Annotated in this window: 19 protein-coding genes; 5 read left to right on the forward strand and 14 right to left on the reverse strand. The window is 70.0% G+C overall.

Translation table 11 applies throughout. From position 1 onward, the window contains the following. Positions 1-16: 16 nt before the first annotated feature. The 14 genes from ACMYLB_RS03775 to ACMYLB_RS03840 all read right to left on the reverse strand — a co-directional run bounded on the left by ACMYLB_RS03775 (position 17) and on the right by ACMYLB_RS03840 (position 12,587). Positions 17-568: a cytochrome C oxidase subunit II gene (locus ACMYLB_RS03775; RefSeq protein ID WP_415909643.1), complete on the reverse strand. Its 552-nt coding sequence runs from the start codon at positions 566-568 to the stop codon at positions 17-19. A 13-nt stretch (positions 569-581) separates the two neighbouring features. After that, the gene (locus tag ACMYLB_RS03780) at positions 582-731 is read right to left on the reverse strand and encodes a hypothetical protein (protein ID WP_415909644.1); all 150 of its coding nucleotides are present in this window, start codon (positions 729-731) and stop codon (positions 582-584) included. Positions 732-743: 12 nt separating this feature from the next. Then, on the reverse strand, positions 744-2,180 hold the full coding sequence (locus tag ACMYLB_RS03785; RefSeq protein ID WP_415909645.1) for a hypothetical protein: 1,437 nt from the start codon (positions 2,178-2,180) through the stop codon (positions 744-746). A 150-nt stretch (positions 2,181-2,330) separates the two neighbouring features. Next, complete coding sequence (locus ACMYLB_RS03790) at positions 2,331-3,536, reverse strand: alginate export family protein (protein ID WP_415909646.1); 1,206 nt, start codon at positions 3,534-3,536, stop codon at positions 2,331-2,333. A gap of 71 nt (positions 3,537-3,607) precedes the next feature. Then, positions 3,608-5,512, reverse strand: coding sequence for a nitrate- and nitrite sensing domain-containing protein (locus tag ACMYLB_RS03795; protein ID WP_415909647.1), 1,905 nt, complete (start codon positions 5,510-5,512; stop codon positions 3,608-3,610). 146 nt (positions 5,513-5,658) lie between these two features. After that, positions 5,659-6,360: an SCO family protein gene (locus tag ACMYLB_RS03800; RefSeq protein ID WP_415909648.1), complete on the reverse strand. Its 702-nt coding sequence runs from the start codon at positions 6,358-6,360 to the stop codon at positions 5,659-5,661. Between the two features lie 6 nt (positions 6,361-6,366). Next, positions 6,367-7,194 carry a formylglycine-generating enzyme family protein gene (locus ACMYLB_RS03805; protein ID WP_415909649.1) on the reverse strand — a complete coding sequence of 276 codons (828 nt, stop codon included), beginning with the start codon at positions 7,192-7,194 and terminating at the stop codon, positions 6,367-6,369. Positions 7,195-7,380: 186 nt separating this feature from the next. After that, a complete protein-coding gene (gene nirK / locus ACMYLB_RS03810) occupies positions 7,381-8,904 on the reverse strand; it encodes a copper-containing nitrite reductase (protein WP_415909650.1) in 1,524 nt (507 codons plus the stop codon). A gap of 153 nt (positions 8,905-9,057) precedes the next feature. Further along, a complete protein-coding gene (locus ACMYLB_RS03815; protein ID WP_415909651.1) occupies positions 9,058-9,366 on the reverse strand; it encodes a hypothetical protein in 309 nt (102 codons plus the stop codon). Further along, positions 9,366-9,857, reverse strand: coding sequence for a YwiC-like family protein (locus tag ACMYLB_RS03820; protein ID WP_415909652.1), 492 nt, complete (start codon positions 9,855-9,857; stop codon positions 9,366-9,368). Before ACMYLB_RS03820 ends, ACMYLB_RS03815 begins: the two co-directional genes overlap by 1 nt. A 158-nt stretch (positions 9,858-10,015) precedes the next feature. Continuing rightward, positions 10,016-10,828, reverse strand: a complete 813-nt coding sequence (locus tag ACMYLB_RS03825; protein WP_415909653.1) for a phenylalanine 4-monooxygenase — start codon at positions 10,826-10,828, stop codon at positions 10,016-10,018. A gap of 175 nt (positions 10,829-11,003) precedes the next feature. After that, positions 11,004-11,336 (reverse strand): hypothetical protein, encoded by a 333-nt coding sequence (locus tag ACMYLB_RS03830; RefSeq protein ID WP_415909654.1) that lies wholly within the window; start codon positions 11,334-11,336, stop codon positions 11,004-11,006. Further along, on the reverse strand, positions 11,333-11,941 hold the full coding sequence (locus tag ACMYLB_RS03835; protein WP_415909655.1) for a hypothetical protein: 609 nt from the start codon (positions 11,939-11,941) through the stop codon (positions 11,333-11,335). Before ACMYLB_RS03835 ends, ACMYLB_RS03830 begins: the two co-directional genes overlap by 4 nt. Before the next feature lie 55 nt (positions 11,942-11,996). Next, a complete protein-coding gene (locus ACMYLB_RS03840; protein WP_415909656.1) occupies positions 11,997-12,587 on the reverse strand; it encodes a response regulator transcription factor in 591 nt (196 codons plus the stop codon). Between the two features lie 215 nt (positions 12,588-12,802). On the opposite strand from ACMYLB_RS03840, the gene hppD reads away from it, so the two are divergent. The 5 genes from hppD to ACMYLB_RS03865 all read left to right on the forward strand — a co-directional run bounded on the left by hppD (position 12,803) and on the right by ACMYLB_RS03865 (position 18,147). Next, positions 12,803-13,918 carry a 4-hydroxyphenylpyruvate dioxygenase gene (hppD, locus tag ACMYLB_RS03845; protein ID WP_415909657.1) on the forward strand — a complete coding sequence of 372 codons (1,116 nt, stop codon included), beginning with the start codon at positions 12,803-12,805 and terminating at the stop codon, positions 13,916-13,918. A 233-nt stretch (positions 13,919-14,151) separates the two neighbouring features. After that, complete coding sequence (locus ACMYLB_RS03850) at positions 14,152-15,339, forward strand: homogentisate 1,2-dioxygenase (RefSeq protein ID WP_415909658.1); 1,188 nt, start codon at positions 14,152-14,154, stop codon at positions 15,337-15,339. A gap of 194 nt (positions 15,340-15,533) precedes the next feature. Beyond that, positions 15,534-16,157 carry a flavin reductase family protein gene (locus tag ACMYLB_RS03855; protein WP_415909659.1) on the forward strand — a complete coding sequence of 208 codons (624 nt, stop codon included), beginning with the start codon at positions 15,534-15,536 and terminating at the stop codon, positions 16,155-16,157. A gap of 200 nt (positions 16,158-16,357) precedes the next feature. Then, positions 16,358-17,536 (forward strand): thiolase family protein, encoded by a 1,179-nt coding sequence (locus tag ACMYLB_RS03860; protein WP_415909660.1) that lies wholly within the window; start codon positions 16,358-16,360, stop codon positions 17,534-17,536. Between the two features lie 74 nt (positions 17,537-17,610). Next, positions 17,611-18,147, forward strand: coding sequence for a GNAT family N-acetyltransferase (locus tag ACMYLB_RS03865; RefSeq protein WP_415909661.1), 537 nt, complete (start codon positions 17,611-17,613; stop codon positions 18,145-18,147). The last annotated feature ends 22 nt before the right edge of the window (positions 18,148-18,169 follow it).

Raw genomic sequence — 18,169 nt, forward strand, 5'->3', positions numbered from 1 at the left:
CGGGAGGGCGGCGGGGTTACTCGACGAAGATCTTCCCGGTCATGGCGTGATGGCCGATGCCGCAGAATTCGTTGCAGACGATGGTGAACTCGCCCTTCGACGTGGGCGTGAGGGTGAGGACGTGGTCGTAGCCCGGCAGCACCTGGAAGTTCATGTTCAGCGGCTGGAGCGAGAAGCCGTGCTGGAGGTCGAGCGACGAGAGGTGCAGGCGGTAGGTCTCGCCCTGGCGCAGGCGCAGCGCGGGATACCACTGCCACATGCGCGCGGTGAGGTAGGCGTCGCCGCCCGGCGCGGGCTCGACGATCGGCAGCTCGGGCGCGAAGGCGTTGGCGACCGGATTCTTGAAGGTGCCGACGCGGTTGGCGGCGACGAACTTCTCCGTGCGGGCGAGGAAGTCGGCCGGCTTGACGGTGTAGGCTTCGCCGCGGCTGTTTTGCTTACCGCGAAAATGCCAATACGGCATCATCAGCGACATGACGAAGCACCAGAGGATGGCGACGCCGAGCCAGAGCTTCTCGTGGCCGGCGGGCGCGTGGAACCAGGGGGAGGTGAGGGGACGCAGGCTCATGGGCGGGTTCCTTTCAGGGGAGCAGCGCGGGCTTGGTCATGAGCAGCTCGATCCAGCCCCACACGGTGTAGGAGAGGAACGGCACGATGACGCCGAGGGCGAGCAGCAGCCAGGGATTGTCCAGGACCTTCTGCCACGGGTGTTTTTCGGTTTCGTTTTTCATTGGGTGCGAATCTCAGGGTTGGGGTAGCGCGCGCTGGCGCCACGAGCCGACGGCCCGCAGCATCACCGCGAGGAAAAGAAGTCCGCCGGCCACGGCCAAAATCCCGCCGACGCCCATGACGCCGAGGCCGACGTATTCGCCGACGGAGCGCACGTGCTGCTCGACGCCGTATTGCTTGCGGCCGAGGCCGTAGACGCCGGCGAGGGCGAAACCGAGGCCGAAGGTCGCCTGGCCGACGCCGAACGTCAGCAGCTGGCGCCGGCCGCGTCGGGCGAGGTCGGCGGCGAGCGAGAGCGGCGAGAGCGCGGCCACGAGGTCGTAGGCCGCGGTCATGAGCGCGAGCGTCACCGCGCCGATCGCGGCGTGGTAGTGGCCCGGCACGAGCGTGTTCGAGCCGCGGATGAAGGCGCCGAGCACGATCCCGAGCCCGGCGAGCGTGGCGCTGCCGGTCAGACCGGTGAGGCGGCGGTCGAGATTGAGCGCCGCGCCCGGCGCGCGCGTCTGGAGGACGTGACGCCCGCCGAGGCCGAGCACGATCAGCAGCACGGGGAAGATCGTCCAGCGCATGAGCGCGGTGGCGGTCTCGGTGTAGGCGCCGTCGGAGGTGCCGAGCAGGGCGAGCACGGGCAGGCTGGCGTGCGGCAGCACGAGCGAGGAGAGCAGCCAGCGGCTGGCCGTCGGCGACAGCACGGCGCGGCCCGACCAGCGGTGGAGCAGGAACAGCCAGAGCCCGAGCATCGCGGCGACGTTGGCTGCCTGCAGCGCATGGCCGCCGCCCCACATCAGCAGCTCGTAGTAGCCGATGGCGGGCAGGCCGGGCAGCGTCGTGCGCCAGGCGGCGACGAAGGTCGCCAGCGCGATGAGGTTGCCGGCGGCCGCGGTGCGCAGGGCGACGAGCGCGTCGTCCGGCAGGTCGCCGTGCGTCGGCGCCGGGGCGGCGAGGGCGGCGGCGAAGAAGAGGCCGGAGCCGGCGAACCACGCCGTGAGGCCGGTGAGAAACACCGGGTGGTCGATCACCGGGACGTAGTTGGAGAGGATCGGCTGGGCGCCCGGCATGAGCGCGCCGGCGAGCAGGCCGGCGATGCCGGCGCCGCCGAGGGCGAAGGCGAGGCCGACGACGTGGCGCGGCAGGCGGTCGCCCAGCGCGAAGGCCAGGAACGCCGCCGTGCCCGCCTGGAACCACACGACGAGCGCGAGATCGACGTGCACGACGAGCGCGCGCTTGAAGAAGAGCGGATCGGTGAACACCGCGCCGAGGAACGGCAGGCGGCCGACGACGAGCAGGAGCGAGAGCAGGCCGGCCAGCACGAGGCTGCCGATGGCGAAGAGGAACCAGCCGCGGGCGACGGAGACGCGAAGGTCGGTGGCGCGCGCGCCCAGGCGTCGCACGGTGGTGTCGAGCAGCGGGGAGGCGGAAGCAGCCGAAAGCGTGGCCGGGTGCGGAGGCATGAGGCTGTTTTAGCCGAAGCGCCCCGCGCCCGCCTTGACGGGCATCAAGCTTTCGCGGCGCGCGGCGACGGGATCGGTCGCGGAGGCGGAAAGAAAAGGACCGGCGCGAGGCCGGTCCCGGGGCGCGGATCGGGGCGAGCGGCGGACGGCTCAGTAGGCGAACTCGACCTGGAGCCAGACCTTGCGGACGTTGGCGAAGGCGAGGCTGTCGCGGCGGAACTCGGCGGCCTTGACTGCGGCGGTGACGCGCGAGCCGAATTTGCGCGTGGCCATGACATCGAACTCCGTGCCGTAGTCCGCGCCGCCCTTTGCCGCCTCGAACCAGTGGTAGAACGCGGTGAGCGCGACGGCCGACGGGAGCGCGGCGGTGCCCTTTACGTAGACGTCGCGCAGACCGGCGGCGGGCGTGGCGAGGAAGAGGTCGGCCCAGCCGTTGAAGGCGTGGAGCGTGGCGAGCGGAGTCTTGAAGCCGACGTTGCGGTCGGAGCCGAGCAGCTCGTGGCCGAGCGTGAGGCTGCCCGACTTAGCGGCGAGGCCGGCTTCGAAGCAGTGGTAGAGCGTCGTGTAGCTCAGCGGACTGGAGCTGTAGTCGCTCTGGGTGGCCAGCTCGGCGCGGTAGGTGAACTTGAGGGCGTCGTTCACCTTCTGCGCGCCGGCGACGCTGACGCCGTAGGTGGCGCAGGAGTTCGCGGCGGCGTTGGCGAAGTCGAGCAGGTAGGCGTAGCCGGTGACGGTGGCGGCGGGCGAAGCGGCATAGGCGACGTTGAGGACGTGCGAGTCGGAGTTCCAGCGGCCCTGCGCGTGGCGGCGGGAGAAGACGCGGTTGATCTGGTCGAGGTAGGCGTAGGTGACGGTCGTGTGCGCGAGCGTCTTGTCCTGCACGACGAGGGCGTCGAAGGTCTGCTGGTTCTGGCGCCAGCCGACGTCGCCGACGAAGCGGGCGTTGTCGAGGATGAGTTTCTGGCGGCCGAGCGTGGCGGTGGTCTGGTCGAAGCTGTAGGCGAGCCAGAGCTGGTTGAGCTCGGTGGTCTCGGGGTCGCCGACGACGGCGCGGCGGGCGGCGGCGGGGTTGAGACCGGACTGGCTGTAGGCGTCGCCGTCGAGCGCGGCCACGTTCTCGCCCTCGGCGGAGAGCTGCCAGCCGGCGAACTTCGCCGTCGTGTAGCCGAGGCGGGTGCGGAGCGTGAGCGCGTTGGCGTCGAGCAGGCCGGTCTGCTGCACGCCCTCGTAGCGCAGGCGCGCGTTGAGGGAGTATTTGCCCTGCGCGAATGCGTCGGACAGCGAGGCGGGTTCGGCGGCGATAGCCGGCAGGGCGGCGAGGGCCGCGAGGGAGAGGAGGACGAGGCTGGGTTTCACGGGAGGAGGGCCGGCCGGGGCCGGTCGGACGCGATCCTACCGGATGGCGCGCAGGGACGCCTTGACGGGCATCAAGATCCGGCCAGGGCGGGGGCGAGCGACGGGGAGGACGGCACGGGCGACGGATCGCTGCGGCGGCGTCCGCCAGCGCGCGGCTGTCCCGGCCGGCCCGCGGCATCGCGGTTGCGGCGGCCGCCCACGAGCACCAGGAGCTCGCCGACGACGGCGGTGAGCTCCACGGCCTGGGCGTTGAGGTGCTCCGCCTGGGCGGCGGTTTCCTCGGCGGTGGCGGCGGTGGACTGGGTGACCTGGTCCATCTGCGCCGTGGCGCGATTCACTTCCTGGATGCCGGTGCTCTGCTCGCCGGAGGCGGCGGCGATCTCGGCGACGAGTTTTTCGACCTGACGCGTGCCTTCGACGATCTGGGTGAAATGTCCCGCGGCGCGCTGCGCGCTGGCGACGCCGCGTTCGGAATTGCGCACGGCGGTTTCGATCTTGTCGGCGGTGTCGCGCGCGGCCTGGGCGGAGCGCTGGGCCAGGGTGCGGACCTCGTTGGCGACAATGGCGAAGCCGGCGCCCGCTTCGCCGGCGCGGGCGGCTTCGACGGCGGCGTTGAGGGCGAGGAGGTTGGTCTGGAAGGCGATTTCGTCGATGGCCTTGAGGACGCCGGCGATGCTCGCCGCCGAGGTGTGGATGGCGTCCATGGCCTGGCGGAGATCGTCCATGTCCGCGGCGCCGGTGTCGGCGACGGTGCGCGTCCGCTGGGAGGCGCTCCGGGCGGCCTGGGCGTCGGCGGAATTGCGCTGGGTCATGCCGGACAGCTCCTCGAGCGAAGCGGCCGTCTCCTCGAGGGCGGCGGCCTGCTCGCTGGCGCCGCTGGCCGAGCTTTGGCTGGCGGCGGAGACCTGGGTGGCGGCGGAGGAGACCTCGGCGGAACCCTCGGCGAGCCGGCCGGCGAGTTGGAGCAGGCGGCGGCTGAGGGAGCGCACGACCAGGCCGGTGGCGGCGAGGGTGAGGCCGATGACGAGTCCGGTGCCGAGGGTGAAAAGCACGAATTCGCGCCAGGCTTCCTGGCGGATGGCGGTGGCCGCGCGGTCGTAGTCGCTGGCGAGGCGATCCTCGATCTCCTTCAGCAGATCGATCCGGGCGGTGCTGGCATCAAACCAGTCGTTCGGGCGGACGCCGAAATGGCCGGCGGCGGCGCGGTCGGCGGCCTGCTGGCGGAGGCGGTCGACGGTCTCGACGGCCGGGCCGGCGACGCGGCGAGCGAAGAACTGCCGCTGCGCCTCGGAAGCGAAGCTCTCGTAGACGCGGAAATAGGTCGCCTGGCTGGCGGCGGCGCTGGAGAAGCGCCGGAAGGTCTCGGGTGTGAACGCGTCGGCGGTGAACGCGGCGGTGAGCGTGGCGCGCTCGATGCCGGCCTGTTCCTTGCCCTGCAGGAAGTTCACGTAGCAGGAAATGCCGTTGGCGATGACGGCGTCGTTGCTGAGGTGGGACAGGGCGACGACGATCTCGAGCAGCCGGGCGATGGTGTCGGTGTAGTAGGTCGCGGATTCGGCGGCGGTCAGGCTCAGTCCGGAGATGCGGCCGCGCACCGTGGCCAGCTGGTCGAGCGCGGCGAGGCCGGTGCGGAGTTTCTCCGTGAAGGCCGGGCCGAATTGCGTGGCCTGGAAGGTGGCCAGCCGCAGGTGAAGTTCACGCAGCGCGCCGTCGGTGGCGGCCCGTTGGTCGCGCAACTCCGCGACGAACGTGGTGCCCTGGCCGGAGAGGAAACCCGCGGAGCGTCCGCGTTCCCGCTGCAGCTCGTGGACCGTCTGCCCGATCTGCTGGAGCACGGCGGAATTCTGGGCGAGGCGGGCGTAGTCCCGGTAGACACGCCATTTTTCCCAGGAGGTGTTGAGGCCGAGCACCGCGATGGCGGCGAGCGGCAGGCACAGGGTGAGGGCGAGTTTGGTGGCGAACGAGAGGGTTTTCATGGGCCGGCGTGGAGGTTGATTTCCCATCGGTCCGAACCGGCGTCCGCTGGGGACGGAAACCGGGAAACCTTGAGGGAGGTCAAGTGCCGCGCTGGCCCGGGCGCGACACGAGGGGAAGAGGGATCAGCGCATCGGCGGCGTCGGTGTCAGCGCAGTTGCTCGATCGCGGCGACGGCGGCGTCGAGGCCGCTCTGCAGGCCGATGCGCTGGTGGACGACCTCGCCCTCGCGGTTGAGGACGGTGAAGAGATTCGAGTGGGCGAAGGAGCCGTCGGCCTCCTGCTTGTATTTCACGCCGAGGAGCGCGGCGAGTTCGCGCACGGAGGCGTCGTCGCCGCGGAGCAGGATCCAGTTGCCGTCGAGCTGGCGGGCGGCGCGGTATTTCGCGAGGGCCTCGACGGTGTCGCGCTCGAGGTCAAAGGAGACGAGGACGAAGACGGTGTCCTTCCGCTGCGCGGGCGAGAGGCGCGCCTGCACGGCGAGGAGGTCGGTGACGGCGAGCGGGCAGGCGTAGCCGCAGGTGGCGAAGAACAGGTTCACCACGACCGGGCGGCCGCGGAGCGAGGCGAGGCGGAAGGATTTCCCGGAGTCGTCGGTGAACACGCCGTCGGCCTGGTAGAGCGAGGTGCGGGTGAACGGCGCGGCGGCGGTCTCGGCGGTCTTGCAGCAGTCGTCCTTCGCCGCGGCGACGGGTTTCTCCGCGGCGGCGCAGCAGGCGTCCTTGGGTTCGGGTTTCGGCTCCGGCTGGCAGCAGGAGCCGGCGTGCGCCGCGACGGCGGCGAAGAAGGCGGCGGCGGCGAGGAAGGCGAGGAGCGGCAGGCGGGAGAGGAGGGAGGACGGAGCGTTCATGGCGGGTCAGAGGTCGTGCGCGCAGCGGAAGCCGAGCGAGGAGGTGGCGTTGTTGGCGCGGAGGGAGGAGCGGAGCGCCTGCCGCATGAAGGCGGCGTAGTCGGTGGTGTCCTTGGCGCCGACGGAGCCGGCGCCGCAGAAGAGGTCGCGTTCGAGGCCGGAGTCGGCGCGCGACTCGCCGGTGACGAGCGCGGTGTTGAAGTCCGAAACCCACTCCCAGACGAGGCCGTGCAGGCCGCGCACGCCGTGGAAGTCCGGGCGGGCGGTCGTGACCGCGGGCAGGATGGCGGGCACGGGGCGGGCGAGCCAGGCGTAGAGGTCGCGGTTGAGCTGCTCGTCGTTCTTGCCGTCCGCGCGGGTGTAGCCGGCGCCGGCGGCGAGTTCCCACTCGGCGGTGGTGGGGAGGCGCTTGCCGGCCCAGGCGGCGTAGGCGCGGGCGGCGAACCAGGAGACGCGCACGACCGGGGCGTCGGCCGGCGCGCGCGGACCGAGTTCGAGATCGCCGGCCCAGGTTTCGAGATACGACGCATCGGCGAAAAGCGGACTGACGCGCGAGCGCTGCCACTTTGGATTAGCGCGGACAAAGGCGAGGAACTGGGCGTTGGTGACCGGCGTGACGTCGAGGCGGAACGCCGCGACGGGCACGGCGGCCAGGTCCTTGACCGAGCGCTGGAGCGGGACATAGCTGCCGGCGGGGATCACGACCGACGCAGGAGCGTCGGCCGGATTTTCGATTTTCGATTTTGGATTGTCGATTGCGGCAGCGGCCGGGGCGTCGGCGGCGCGGAGCGCGGCGGTGCCGCCGAGGAAAAGGATTCCGGCCGCGACGAGCACGCGCCAGGCGCACGGCGTCGCGGCCGGAGTGCAGTTCAGGTTTCCACTAACCCTAACGCGGGACAAAGTCGCCGCCGTGTCCGGGCCGCAACACGCCGCGCCCGCGCCGGCTCGGGCCGGGGCAGGAGGAGTGCGGCGGACGGTGACGGGAGTCGTGGACACGGCGGGAAGCTCGGGGCGGGGCGCTCAGTTGCTGCGCGCCTCGTTGCGGATGGCCTTGACGTGGTCGGCCTTGAAGGCGTCGCCGCTGTTGCCCCAGGAATTGAAGACGTAGGTGAGGACGTCGGCGATCTGCTGGTCGGTGAGCGCGGCCTCCTGCGGGGGCATGGCGCTGTTGATCGTCTGGCCGTTGACGGTGACGGGGCCGGTGAGGCCCTTCAGCACGATGCGGACGGCGCGGTCGCGGTCGGCGAGCATGAAGTCGGATTGCGCGAGCGGCGGGAAGACGGCGGGCATGCCCTTGCCGTCGGGCTGGTGGCAGGCGAAGCAGAGGCCCATGTAGACCTGCTTGCCCTTCTCGATCTGCGCTTCCTTGGTCAGGCCGGCGATGGCCGGGTTGTTGGCGATCTCGGCGGCGATCTTGGCCTTGAGCTCGGCGGCGCGCTTGGAGGCCTCGGAGTCGACGGCGGCGCCGAAGTAGACGGCGTCGATCTCCTTGCCGGAGTAGGTGACGCGGTCCTCGGGGCCGCTGACCTTGATCATGCCGAGGGCGCCCTTGTTGAAGGCGCGGGTGAGGGAGTGGTCGACGAGGACGAAGGTGCCGGGGACGTCGACCTTGAACTCGACGACGGTGGCGCCGCCGGAGGGCACGAGGGTGGTCTGGACGTTGGCGTTGGGCAGGCTGAGACCGGCCTCGGGGTAGACCTTGTCGAAGATCTCGCCGATGATGTGGAAGGACGAGGTAACGTTCGGGCCGCCGACGCCGAAGTAGATGCGGACGTGCTCGCCGACGTTGGCGGTGATGGCCTTGTCGCCGGTGAGCGAGCCGACGGCGCCGTTGAACACGATGTAGGGCGGGCGCTCGTCGATGGCCTTGGCCATGTCGAAGGATTGCAGGCCCTCCTCGCCGTATTTGCCGGTGGTGTAGAACTCGCCCTGCATGACGTAGTATTCCTTGTCGACCTTGGGCAGGCCGTCCTTGGGCTCGACGAGGATGAGGCCATACATGCCGTTGCCGATGTGCATCGGGACGGGCGCGGTCGCGCAGTGATAGACGTAGAGGCCGGGATTGAGGGCCTTGAAGGTGAACTGCGAGCTGTGGCCCGGCGCGGTGAAGGTCGACGCGGCGCCGCCGCCCGGGCCGGTGACGGCGTGGAGGTCGATGTTGTGCGGGAGCTTGGAGCTCGGGTGGTTGTTCAGGTGGAACTCCACGACGTCGCCCTCGCGGATGCGGATGAAGGAGCCGGGGACGCTGCCGCCGTAGGTCCAGAAGGTGTATTCGACGCCGTCGGCGAGGCGGCCGACGACTTCGCGGACCTCGAGGTTCACGACGACGCGGGCCGAGTGCTTGCGGGTGATCGGCGGCGGCACGTGCGGCGGGGCGGTGAGGATGGCCTGCTCGACGGGCATGGCCTGCACTTCGGGCGGGAGGAGGACGGGGCCCTTCGCGTCGGTCGGGCCTTCATTGGCGCCGGCGAGCGTGGCGGTGAACAAGGCGGCGGCCAAAGCGAGGCCGGCCGTCGCGAGGACGGTGAAGCGTGGATTTTTCATCGTGGAAACAAAAGGGTAGCCGGGGGCGCAGCGGAGGTCGTCTGGGGTTTTGCGATTCATGGCGTGAGTTTTGTCGGGGTTGCGGGGACAGAGTAGCGCGGCGGGCGGCGCGGCGCCTTGATGCGAATCAAGCTCCGCGTGCCATGAGGGCGGTCACTGGGTGCGATAAGCGAGGGCGAGGCCGGCGAGGTAGCCGAGCCCGACGAACGCCTCGGTCAGGCCGACGCGGCGTGCGCTCCAGGCCGGCGAGAACGGCGAGAGCAGCCAGAGGGCGCGCAAGGCCAGCAGGCCGGCGAGCACGCAGGTCGCGAGCGGCGAGAGGCGCCCGGCGGCGAGCGCGGCGACGGCGGCGAAGGAGAGCGCGGTGCTCACGAGCGCGGCCGCGGGCTGGGCGGGCTTGTGCTTGGCGAGGCGCAGGTAGGCGCGGACGGTGAGCACGGTCGGCACGCTGCGCGCGAGCATCAGCGCCGCGAGCGCCAGCCCGGGGCCGGGCTCCAGCCGGCGAGAGTGGCGAAGGTCGCGGGCACGAGCGCGAACGCGCCGCTGCCGGCCAGCTCCGCCTCCGCCTCGCGCATTTCGCCGCGCAGGTCGAACCAGAGGAACGCCGCCCCCAACGGCGCGGCGAGGAGCAGCGGCCAGAGCGCCGCCCACCCGCCGACGTAACCGGCGGCGGCGAGCGCGGCGAGGGCGGGCAGGGCGAAGCCGAGCGTCCAGCGCACCGCGGCCGCACGGCGCGCGTCGCCGGGCGCGAGCGTCCAGGCCAGCTTCAGCGGCCGGCGGGTGAAGAAGCCGGCGAACACGGCCACGGCCAGGAACAGGCCGGCGGTCGACGGCGCGACGAGCAGGCCGAGCGCGATCGGCTCGAGCGCGAGCGACCAGCTGCCGTGCTCACGGGGCAGGACGAGCGAGCGGAACGAGGTGTTGGCCGGCGGAAGCGTGGGTGGCGTGGACATGCCCAAAGTATGCGCAGGCGTGGGGCGCGGCGCCTTGAGCAGCGTCAATCTGTGGCAAAGAAAAGCCGCCGTCGAGCCGCGGCGGCGGCCGCCGTGCAACCGGGGGCCGGTGGGCGGAAACCGGGGCGCGAGAGCGTTGCGCCCCGACGGGAGCCGGCTCAGAGCAGGCTGCGCTCCTTCGCCCAGCGGACGAACTCGTGCTCGAGCTGGTCGAACGAATCGATGACGAAGAGCGGATCCTGGAAATGCCAGATGTCGTAGGCCTGCTGCGCGAGGCGCTCGGGCTTGTAGGGGAGCTTCGTGACCTTGTCGGTCAGGCAGTGCTGCGTTTCGCCGGAGGACGAGATGATGCCGTTGCCGTAGATGCGGAGGCCGGCGGGATTCTTGATCAGGCCGAACTCCACCGTGAACCAGTAGATGCGCGTGAGGCCCTCCTCGGTGGCGGCGTCCTGGCATGCGAGGGCGGCCTGGCCGATCTTCTGATAGAAGTCGGCGAAGCGCGGGTGCACGATCATCGGCGTGTGACCGAAGATGTCGTGGAAGCAGTCCGGCGCGGGCGTGTAGTCGAGCTCGCTGCGGGCGCGGATGTAGTCGGTCGACGGGAAGACGCGGTGGGCGAGGTAGGTGAAGAAGTCATGGGCGTCGAGCAGGCCCGGCGTGCGGGCGACGCGCCAGCCGGTGGCTCGCTCGAGCTTGCGTGAGACGTCGGCGAGCGCAGGGATGCGGTCGCGCTCGAGGTCGAGCGTGCGCAGGCCGGTGAGGTATTCGTCGGCGGCGCGGCCTGGCAGGAGCGTCTCCATGCGCGCGTAGAGCGTGCGCCAGACATCCTGTTCCTCGGCGGAGTAGTTCGGGTATTTGCACTCAGCGCCGACGGGGAGCGGCTTGACGAGCTTGTGGGGGATGCAGCGCGGATCGCTGCCGTCCGGGGTCGGGGTTTCGGGGTGATCGGTCGTGGGGGCCGTGGGGGGCATGGGGTGGTTCGGTTGCCCCTTGCTGTAGCCGAAAGCGTTTATGACACCACCGGAAAGCGGTAGCCCGAAAGGAGGAAAGTGGAGGCGGGGATGCGGCGGAGGACGGAAGACCAAGGACGGAGGCGCGTGCAGCCATGCGGGCGTGAGCCCGCGCGCGGTCCTCGGTCTACCGTTCTCAGCCCGTCACCGGCGGCCGCGGCGCGCGGCGGCGCTCGACGCCGTCCCAGGGCTTCGGCTTGAGCTGGAGTTCCTCGAGGAGGCGCAGCGGGATCTTGGCGGCGAGGTAGAGCAGGGGCGCGCCGGCGAAGACGGCGAGGGCGGAGGTGTTGGGCGTGAGGCCGCCGAAGATCGCCGCGCTGATCGACATGAAGAGGATGACGACCCACGCGAGCGCGCTGGCGAGGAAGGGGCAGAGCAGCGCCTTCAGCCAGCGTCGGGCGGGCCGGGCCGAGGTCCACAGCGCCACGGCCGAGAGCGCGAACGTGCCGCTGAAGAGCAGGAAGCTCACGGTGCCGGCGCTGAGCGTGCGGCGGAAAAGGTGCAGGGCCGCGTCGGGCAGGCCGAGGAGCTTGGTGACGAGGCGGCCGAGGCGCACGCTGGCCGGCGGCACCTCGAAGGGGTGTCGTCGGGATAGAGCCGGGCGAAACGCCGGGATTCGATCGCGTGGTGGCGGGCGAGATAGGCGGCGGCGCGCGCCTCGCGCTGGGCCGTCGCGGTGCGGTGCAGGGCGGAGCGGCGCAGCTGGATCGGGCGGCCCTCCGGGTCGACGCCGATGAACTCCGGGAAGTCCGCGCGCAGTTGCTCGCGGGCGGCGGTGACGTTGAACGGCTCGGTGAGCGAGAACAGGCCCCAGCCGTATTGCGCCTGCGCCAGGCGGGAGGCGAAGGCGTCGAGCAGGGCGGTCGGGTGCTGGTCGAGCGCGGTGGCGGTGAGCTGGTAGTTCACGCGCGTCCACGCCGGGCCGAAGCGCGGGGAGACGCGGTCGGCGGCGAAGACGAGGCCGAGGCCGACGAGCAGGAACACGCCGCTCAGGCGGAGCTCGCGCAGGAATTCCTGGCGCAGCCAGGCGCGGAAGGTCGACGGGGCGGGACTCGGCGACGTGGAGGCGCTCATGCGCGGCAGCAAGGCAGATTCGGGACGGGTTGCAATGCCGCCGTGCCGGGGCCGCTCAGCGGTTCAGCAGGGCGGCGACGCGGGTGCGGCCGCGCACGCCGAGCTTGGTGAAGATGGCGGCGAGCTGCGTCTTGATCGTGAGCGGGCTGCGGCGCAGCTCGGCGGCGATCTCGGCCGTGCGCAGGCCCTCGCGCACGCGCATGGCGACCTCGCGTTCGCGCTCGGAGAGGCGGGCGAGCAGCGCGACGGCGCCGGGCGAGAGCGGCCGGTGGCGGTCGCCGCGCGGCCGGCGGTAATCGAGCTGGATGTGGAAGGCGTGGCCGGCGTCGGCGACGCGCGCCGGCTGGAGCTTGATGCGGGCGTGCAGGCCGCGGGCGTTTTCCGAGACGACCTTCACCGGCTCGGCCGTCGGGTCGTCGCGCAGTTGCACGCAGGCTTCGGCCAGCACCGGCGGCACCTTGAAGGCCGAGCGCGCGCGCAGCGCGGCGGCGTGGCGCTCGCCGTGGTTCCATACCGCGCAGGCGCGCGCCGCCTCCTCGTTGAACCAGAGCGGCTGGCACTGGGCGTCGAGCAGCAGAAGGCCGACGGGCACGTCTTCGAGCATCGTGAGCACGTGGTCGAGCAGCGCAGGGGCGAGAGAGGACATCGGAGGGCGGTGAACGGAGGACGGAGGACAGAGGGTGCCATCGTCCGTCTCCGGTCGTTGGTCCTCCGGGCTCGGAATCCCGTCCTCCGTATTCCGTCCTCCGTCCGCGGGAAGGCAAGGGCGATTACTCCGTTCGGGTTATGGACCGGCGCGCGCTTCGCGGCTATGGTCTGCGGCACCCCCACGCATCCACGCCTGCCCGGACGCCGATTTCCATGAGCAGAACTTTCTTCGACAAGCCCGTTGAGCGCAAAACCGCCGCGAATCCGCTCGGCCTGAAGCAATTCGACCACATCGAATTCTGGGTCGATAACGCCGACCAGTGGCGCGACTTCTTCGTCACGAAATACGGCATGGTGCCGCGCGCCTACGGCGACAACGCCACCGGCCTGCGCGGCCGGCGCGCGCACCTCGTCGGCCAGGGCCGCGTCAACTTCCTCGTCACGGAGCCGCAGGGCACCGGCCCCGAGGCCGACGCCGTCCGCGCGCATCTGGCGAAGCACGGCTGCGGCGTGCGCGACGTGGCGTTCCGCGTGAAGGATGCGGCGCACGCGTTCGCCGAGGCGCAGCGGCGGGGCGCGAATCCCGCCAAGGAGTTCTTCAGCGACGACTTCGTCGCCGGCGCGGCCATCGCGGCCTACGGCGACACGATCCACAGCTTCATCGAGCGCAAGAAGCAGGGCGAGTTTCTCCCCGGCTTCCAGAACGTCGCCGGCGGCATCGACGACCGCGACATCAACTTCGCCATGATCGACCACATCGTGGCCAACGTGGAGCGCATGGACGAGTGGGTGACGTTCTACGAGCAGGTGTTCGGCCTCGACCTGTTCATGCACTTCGACATCAACACCGGCCGCTCCGCCCTGATGTCCAAGGTCGTCAGCTCGACCGACGGCTGGATCAAGATGCCGATCAACGAGCCGTCGTCCGCCAATTCGCAGATCCAGGAATTTCTCGACCAATACAACGGCCCCGGCGTCCAGCACATCGCGCTGCTCACGCCCAACATCATCACGACCATCGACGAGATGCGGAAGATGGGCCAGGAGTTCCTCGACGTGCCGGACAGCTACTACGACGAGAAGTTCGAGGAGCGCGTCGGCCGGATCGACGAGGACAAGGAGACGCTCCGCCCGCTGCGCATCCTCGTCGACCGCGACAACGAGACCGGCTACCTGCTGCAGCTTTTCACCAAGTGCGTCTTCACGCGCCCGACGCTGTTCTTCGAGGTCATCCAGCGCAAGGGCACCTCGATGGGCTTCGGCGAGGGCAATTTCCGCGCGCTCTTCGAGGCCATCGAGCGCGAGCAGATGAAGCGCGGCACACTCTGAGAATTTCGTCGCAGGCGGGAGCTGCTTTTCGCGGCTGTCTACCCCAGCCTCCCAAAGCCAGGCAAACACAACACACAACACAACCCCCCGGCTCCCGCCTGCGGCGACCCTCTGCGGAATTTTCGATTTTGGATTCTCGATTTTTGATGGTTCGGGAATCGACGCGTGAAATCCCCACGCGCGCCAAGTCGGTCTGAATCGAAAATCCCCAATCCCCAATCGAAAATCCTCCGATGCCCTTCTACCGCACCCTCGGGGCGATGCCCCGCAAGCACCACCTCAAGTTTCCGCGCGACCCCGCGACGAGCTACAAGGGCGAGGGCCTGCACTACGAGCACATCATCACGACCGAGGGCTTCGATCGCGCCTACTCGATCGTCTACCACCTGCGCCCGCCGACGATGGTGAAAAAGGTCGAGCTCTTCCGCGAGCAGCCGACCAAGGTCGCCGCGCACCTCCCGCTGCGCCACCACCACCTCAAGTCCGCCGGCATGGCGCGCGCGGGCGATCCCTACACCGGTCGCGTGCCGCTGATGTTCAACGCCGATATCACCTGCTCGCGCTGCCGTCCGGCCAAGGTCATGGAGGCCGGCTACGAGTTCTACCGCAATGGCGCGAACGACGACGTGATCTTCGTCTTCTCCGGCGGCGGCTGGCTCGAGTCGAATTTCGGCAAACTCCGCTACAAGCAGGACGACTACATCGTCATCCCGCGCGGCACGATCTACCGCCTCGTGCCCGACGACATCGCGAAGGAGGACTATCTCATCCTCGAGTCGACGCATCCCGTCCGCATCCCCGAGCGCTACCGCCACCCCGAGGGCCAGATGCGCCTCGGCGCGCCCTACAGCGAGCGCGACATCCACGGCCCGACGGAGATCATCGCCGAGGACAAGGATGGCGACTACGCGATCCTGGTGAAGGACCGTGGCTCGCGTTTCACCCGCAACATCATGGCGTCGCATCCGTTCGACGTCGTGGGCTGGGACGGCGCGCTGTATCCATTCACCTTCAACGCGAACGATTTCGAGCCCATCACCGGCACCGTCCACCTGCCGCCGCCGATCCACCAGACCTTCGAGATCAAGGGCTACGTCATCTGCACCTTCGCACCGCGCTACCTCGACCATCATCCGGAGGCGATCAAGGTCCCGTGGGCGCACGACAACACCGAGGCCGACGAGGTGCTGTTCTACGTGCGCGGCCAGTTCGGTTCGCGCAAGGGCGTCGAGCCCGGCTCGTTCACGCTCCATCCGCAGGGCATCCCGCACGGCCCGCACCCGGGCACGACGCTGAAGAGCTTCGAGCACACCCGCACCGAGGAGCTCGCCGTGATGTTCGACACCGCCTTCCCGCTCGAGCTCACCGAGCAGGCCTTGGCGATGGACGACCCGAACTACCCGCTCAGCTGGCTGGGCTGAGTGCGGAGCGGGCTCGATGCGAGGGTAGGGGCGCTTGCCCCCAAGCGCCCTTGGGTTCGCTGCTAATTCCACAGGCGAAGGGCCGTTGCGGGCAAAGGCCCCCAGCGGTTGCAGGCGGATTTTGCACAGCGAAAACCACTCCGCGCACACACACGGCCTTTGCCTTCCGGCGCCAAACGCGTTTCCTCGTCCGCATGATTTTGGATTTCGAAAAACTCGCCCCGCGCGACGGCTACGCGTGGATGACCCAGGCCATCACCCCGCGCCCGATCGCGTGGGTCTCGACCATCTCGCCCGACGGCAAGCCCAACCTCGCGCCGTTCTCGTTCTTCCAGGCCATCTGCTCGAATCCGCCCACGCTCATGTTCGTGCCCACGAACAACCGCGACGGCGGCAAGAAGGACACCCTGCGCAACATCGAGGCCGTGCCCGAATTCGTGGTGAACCTCGTGCCCTACTGGCTGGCCGAGCCGATGAACGCCACCGCCGCGCCGCTGCCCTACGGCGAAAGCGAGTTCGCGCACGCCAAGGTCACGCCCGCGGCCTCGACCAAGGTCCGCCCGCCGCGCGTGGCCGAGTCGCCGGTCGCCATCGAGTGCACGCTGGACCGCGTCGTCACGATCGGCAGCGGCGTCGGCGCGGGCAACGTCGTCTTCGGCCGCATCGTCGCCATGCACGTCGCCGACGCGGTGATCGTGGACGGCAAGATCGATCCGCGGAAGCTCGACCTGATCGCGCGCCTCGCCGGCGATTTCTACATGCGCTCGGGCGAACTCTTCACCGTCGCGCGCCCCGCCGGCGGCTCCGCGCTGCGCTGATGGAGGGGCGGGTCGCCGGACCCGCGGCAACGCCCCTTCGGCGCGCTCCGCCCACGCACCCGCGCTCGTCGGCGCGCATGTTCAGCTCGTCGAGAGGGCATATTAAGCCGCGAAATACACGAGCGGCACGACCGCCTGCCCCTTTCCTTTCGTGGGCTTCGTGTGTTTCGTGGTGGTCAACCCCCAACCCCGTTCTCGCCATGCCAGAGATCGTCATTCTCTCCGCCACCCGCACGCCCATCGGCGCATTCCAAGGCGGCCTCGCCGCCGTCCCCGCCTCGCGCCTCGGCGCCGCCGCCATCAAGGGCGCGCTCGCGTCGGCGGGCGTCGCGCCCGCCGACGTCACCGACGTCCTGATGGGCAACGTGCTCCAGGCCGGCCAAGGCCAGGCGCCCGCACGCCAGGCCGCCATCCACGCCGGTCTCCCGCCGTCCGCGCGCGCCGTCACGATCCACAAGGTCTGCGGTTCCGGCCTGCAGGCCGTCATGCAGGCGTCGCACTCGCTCCGTGCCGGCATGGGCACGCTCTTCGTCGCCGGTGGCATGGAGAACATGAGTCAGGCGCCGTATCTGTTGCCGAAGGCGCGCGACGGCTATCGCATGGGCCACGGCCAACTCGTCGACTCGATGATCTCCGACGGCCTCTGGGATCCCTACCACAACGTCCACATGGGCAACTGCGCCGAGAAGTGCGCGGCGAAATACACCTTCACCCGCGAACAGCAGGACGCGTTCGCCATCGAGAGTTTCAAGCGCGCCAACGCCGCGCAGAAGGACGGCCGGTTCGCCGCCGAGATCACGCCGGTCGAGATCACGGACGCCAAGGGCAACGTCACGAAGGTCGAGCACGACGAGGGTCCGGCGAAGGTGAAATACGACAAGATCCCGACGCTCCGCCCGGTCTTCGACAAGGCCGGCACCGTCACCGCCGCCAACGCCTCCACCATCAACGACGGCGCCGCCGCGCTCGTCGTCACCACCGCCGCGCACGCGCAGGCGAAAGGCCTGAAGCCGATCGCGCGCCTCGTGGCCTTCGGCGGCCACGCGCAGGACCCGGTGTGGTTCACCACCGCGCCCGTGCCGGCCACGCAGCAGGCGCTCGCCGCGGCCGGCTGGAAGGTCAGCGACGTCGATCTCTGGGAAGTGAACGAAGCCTTCGCCGTCGTCCCGATGGCTTTCGCCCAGGAGCTCGGCGTGCCCGCCGACAAGCTCAACGTCCGCGGCGGCGCGATCTCGCTCGGCCATCCCATCGGCGCCAGCGGCGCCCGCATCCTCGTGACGCTGATCGCCGCCCTGAAGGAGCGCGGCCTGAAGCGCGGCGTCGCCGCCATCTGCATCGGCGGCGGCGAGGGCCTGGCCGCATGTGTCGAGCTGGTGTAATCTTTTGAACCACGGAGGCACAGAGAACACGGAGAAAGGCCGGCTGATTTTGACTCTGTGCCCTCTGTGTCTCCGTGGTTTCTCTCTCTGTCGTGAAGCCGCCCCAGCAGCCGATCATCGTCCGCCGGATGCGACCCGCTGACCGCGCGTGGGCCGCTGGCGTGATGGCCGCATCGGAGCCGTGGCTCACGCTGGGCCGCGGGCGCGCCGACGCGCTCAAGCTTCTCCGCAACCGTCGCAAGCAGTGCTTCATCGTCCGCGCCGCCGGCGAGCGCGCGGGATTTCTCGTGCTCGACCTCAACGGCCCGCTCGGCGGCTACATCCAGACCATCGGCGTCGCATCGGAGATGCGCGGGCGCGGCGTCGGCTCGGCGGCGTTGCGCTGGGCCGAGGCGCGGATTTTCCAAAAACACCGCAACGTCCTGCTCTGCGTCTCGTCGTTCAACCGCGACGCGCAGCGCCTCTACCGTCACGCCGGTTACGCAGTCGTCGGCCGCCTGCGCGACTACGTCGTCGCCGGCCACGATGAGATATTGATGCGCAAGACGCTCGGTCCGCTTTCCATCCACCCGAAAAAAGAACCACGGAGGCACAGAGAACGCGGAGCCTGAGTTGGTTTCACCCTGTGTTCTC

It is taken from the genome of Oleiharenicola sp. Vm1 (assembly GCF_047777955.1).
Taxonomy (GTDB): Bacteria; Verrucomicrobiota; Verrucomicrobiia; order Opitutales; family Opitutaceae; genus Didemnitutus.

What these genes read in the sequence shown, in the direction of transcription:
- ACMYLB_RS03775 (WP_415909643.1), bottom strand. Translation starts at nt 568, where the DNA reads ATGAGCCTGCGTCCCCTCACCTCCCCCTGGTTCCACGCGCCCGCCGGC.
- ACMYLB_RS03780 (WP_415909644.1), bottom strand. Translation starts at nt 731, where the DNA reads ATGAAAAACGAAACCGAAAAACACCCGTGGCAGAAGGTCCTGGACAAT.
- ACMYLB_RS03785 (WP_415909645.1), bottom strand. Translation starts at nt 2,180, where the DNA reads ATGCCTCCGCACCCGGCCACGCTTTCGGCTGCTTCCGCCTCCCCGCTG.
- ACMYLB_RS03795 (WP_415909647.1), bottom strand. Translation starts at nt 5,512, where the DNA reads ATGAAAACCCTCTCGTTCGCCACCAAACTCGCCCTCACCCTGTGCCTG.
- ACMYLB_RS03800 (WP_415909648.1), bottom strand. Translation starts at nt 6,360, where the DNA reads ATGAACGCTCCGTCCTCCCTCCTCTCCCGCCTGCCGCTCCTCGCCTTC.
- nirK (WP_415909650.1), bottom strand. Translation starts at nt 8,904, where the DNA reads ATGAAAAATCCACGCTTCACCGTCCTCGCGACGGCCGGCCTCGCTTTG.
- ACMYLB_RS03815 (WP_415909651.1), bottom strand. Translation starts at nt 9,366, where the DNA reads ATGCTCGCGCGCAGCGTGCCGACCGTGCTCACCGTCCGCGCCTACCTG.
- ACMYLB_RS03820 (WP_415909652.1), bottom strand. Translation starts at nt 9,857, where the DNA reads ATGTCCACGCCACCCACGCTTCCGCCGGCCAACACCTCGTTCCGCTCG.
- ACMYLB_RS03825 (WP_415909653.1), bottom strand. Translation starts at nt 10,828, where the DNA reads ATGCCCCCCACGGCCCCCACGACCGATCACCCCGAAACCCCGACCCCG.
- ACMYLB_RS03835 (WP_415909655.1), bottom strand. Translation starts at nt 11,941, where the DNA reads ATGAGCGCCTCCACGTCGCCGAGTCCCGCCCCGTCGACCTTCCGCGCC.
- ACMYLB_RS03840 (WP_415909656.1), bottom strand. Translation starts at nt 12,587, where the DNA reads ATGTCCTCTCTCGCCCCTGCGCTGCTCGACCACGTGCTCACGATGCTC.
- hppD (WP_415909657.1), top strand. Translation starts at nt 12,803, where the DNA reads ATGAGCAGAACTTTCTTCGACAAGCCCGTTGAGCGCAAAACCGCCGCG.
- ACMYLB_RS03850 (WP_415909658.1), top strand. Translation starts at nt 14,152, where the DNA reads ATGCCCTTCTACCGCACCCTCGGGGCGATGCCCCGCAAGCACCACCTC.
- ACMYLB_RS03855 (WP_415909659.1), top strand. Translation starts at nt 15,534, where the DNA reads ATGATTTTGGATTTCGAAAAACTCGCCCCGCGCGACGGCTACGCGTGG.
- ACMYLB_RS03860 (WP_415909660.1), top strand. Translation starts at nt 16,358, where the DNA reads ATGCCAGAGATCGTCATTCTCTCCGCCACCCGCACGCCCATCGGCGCA.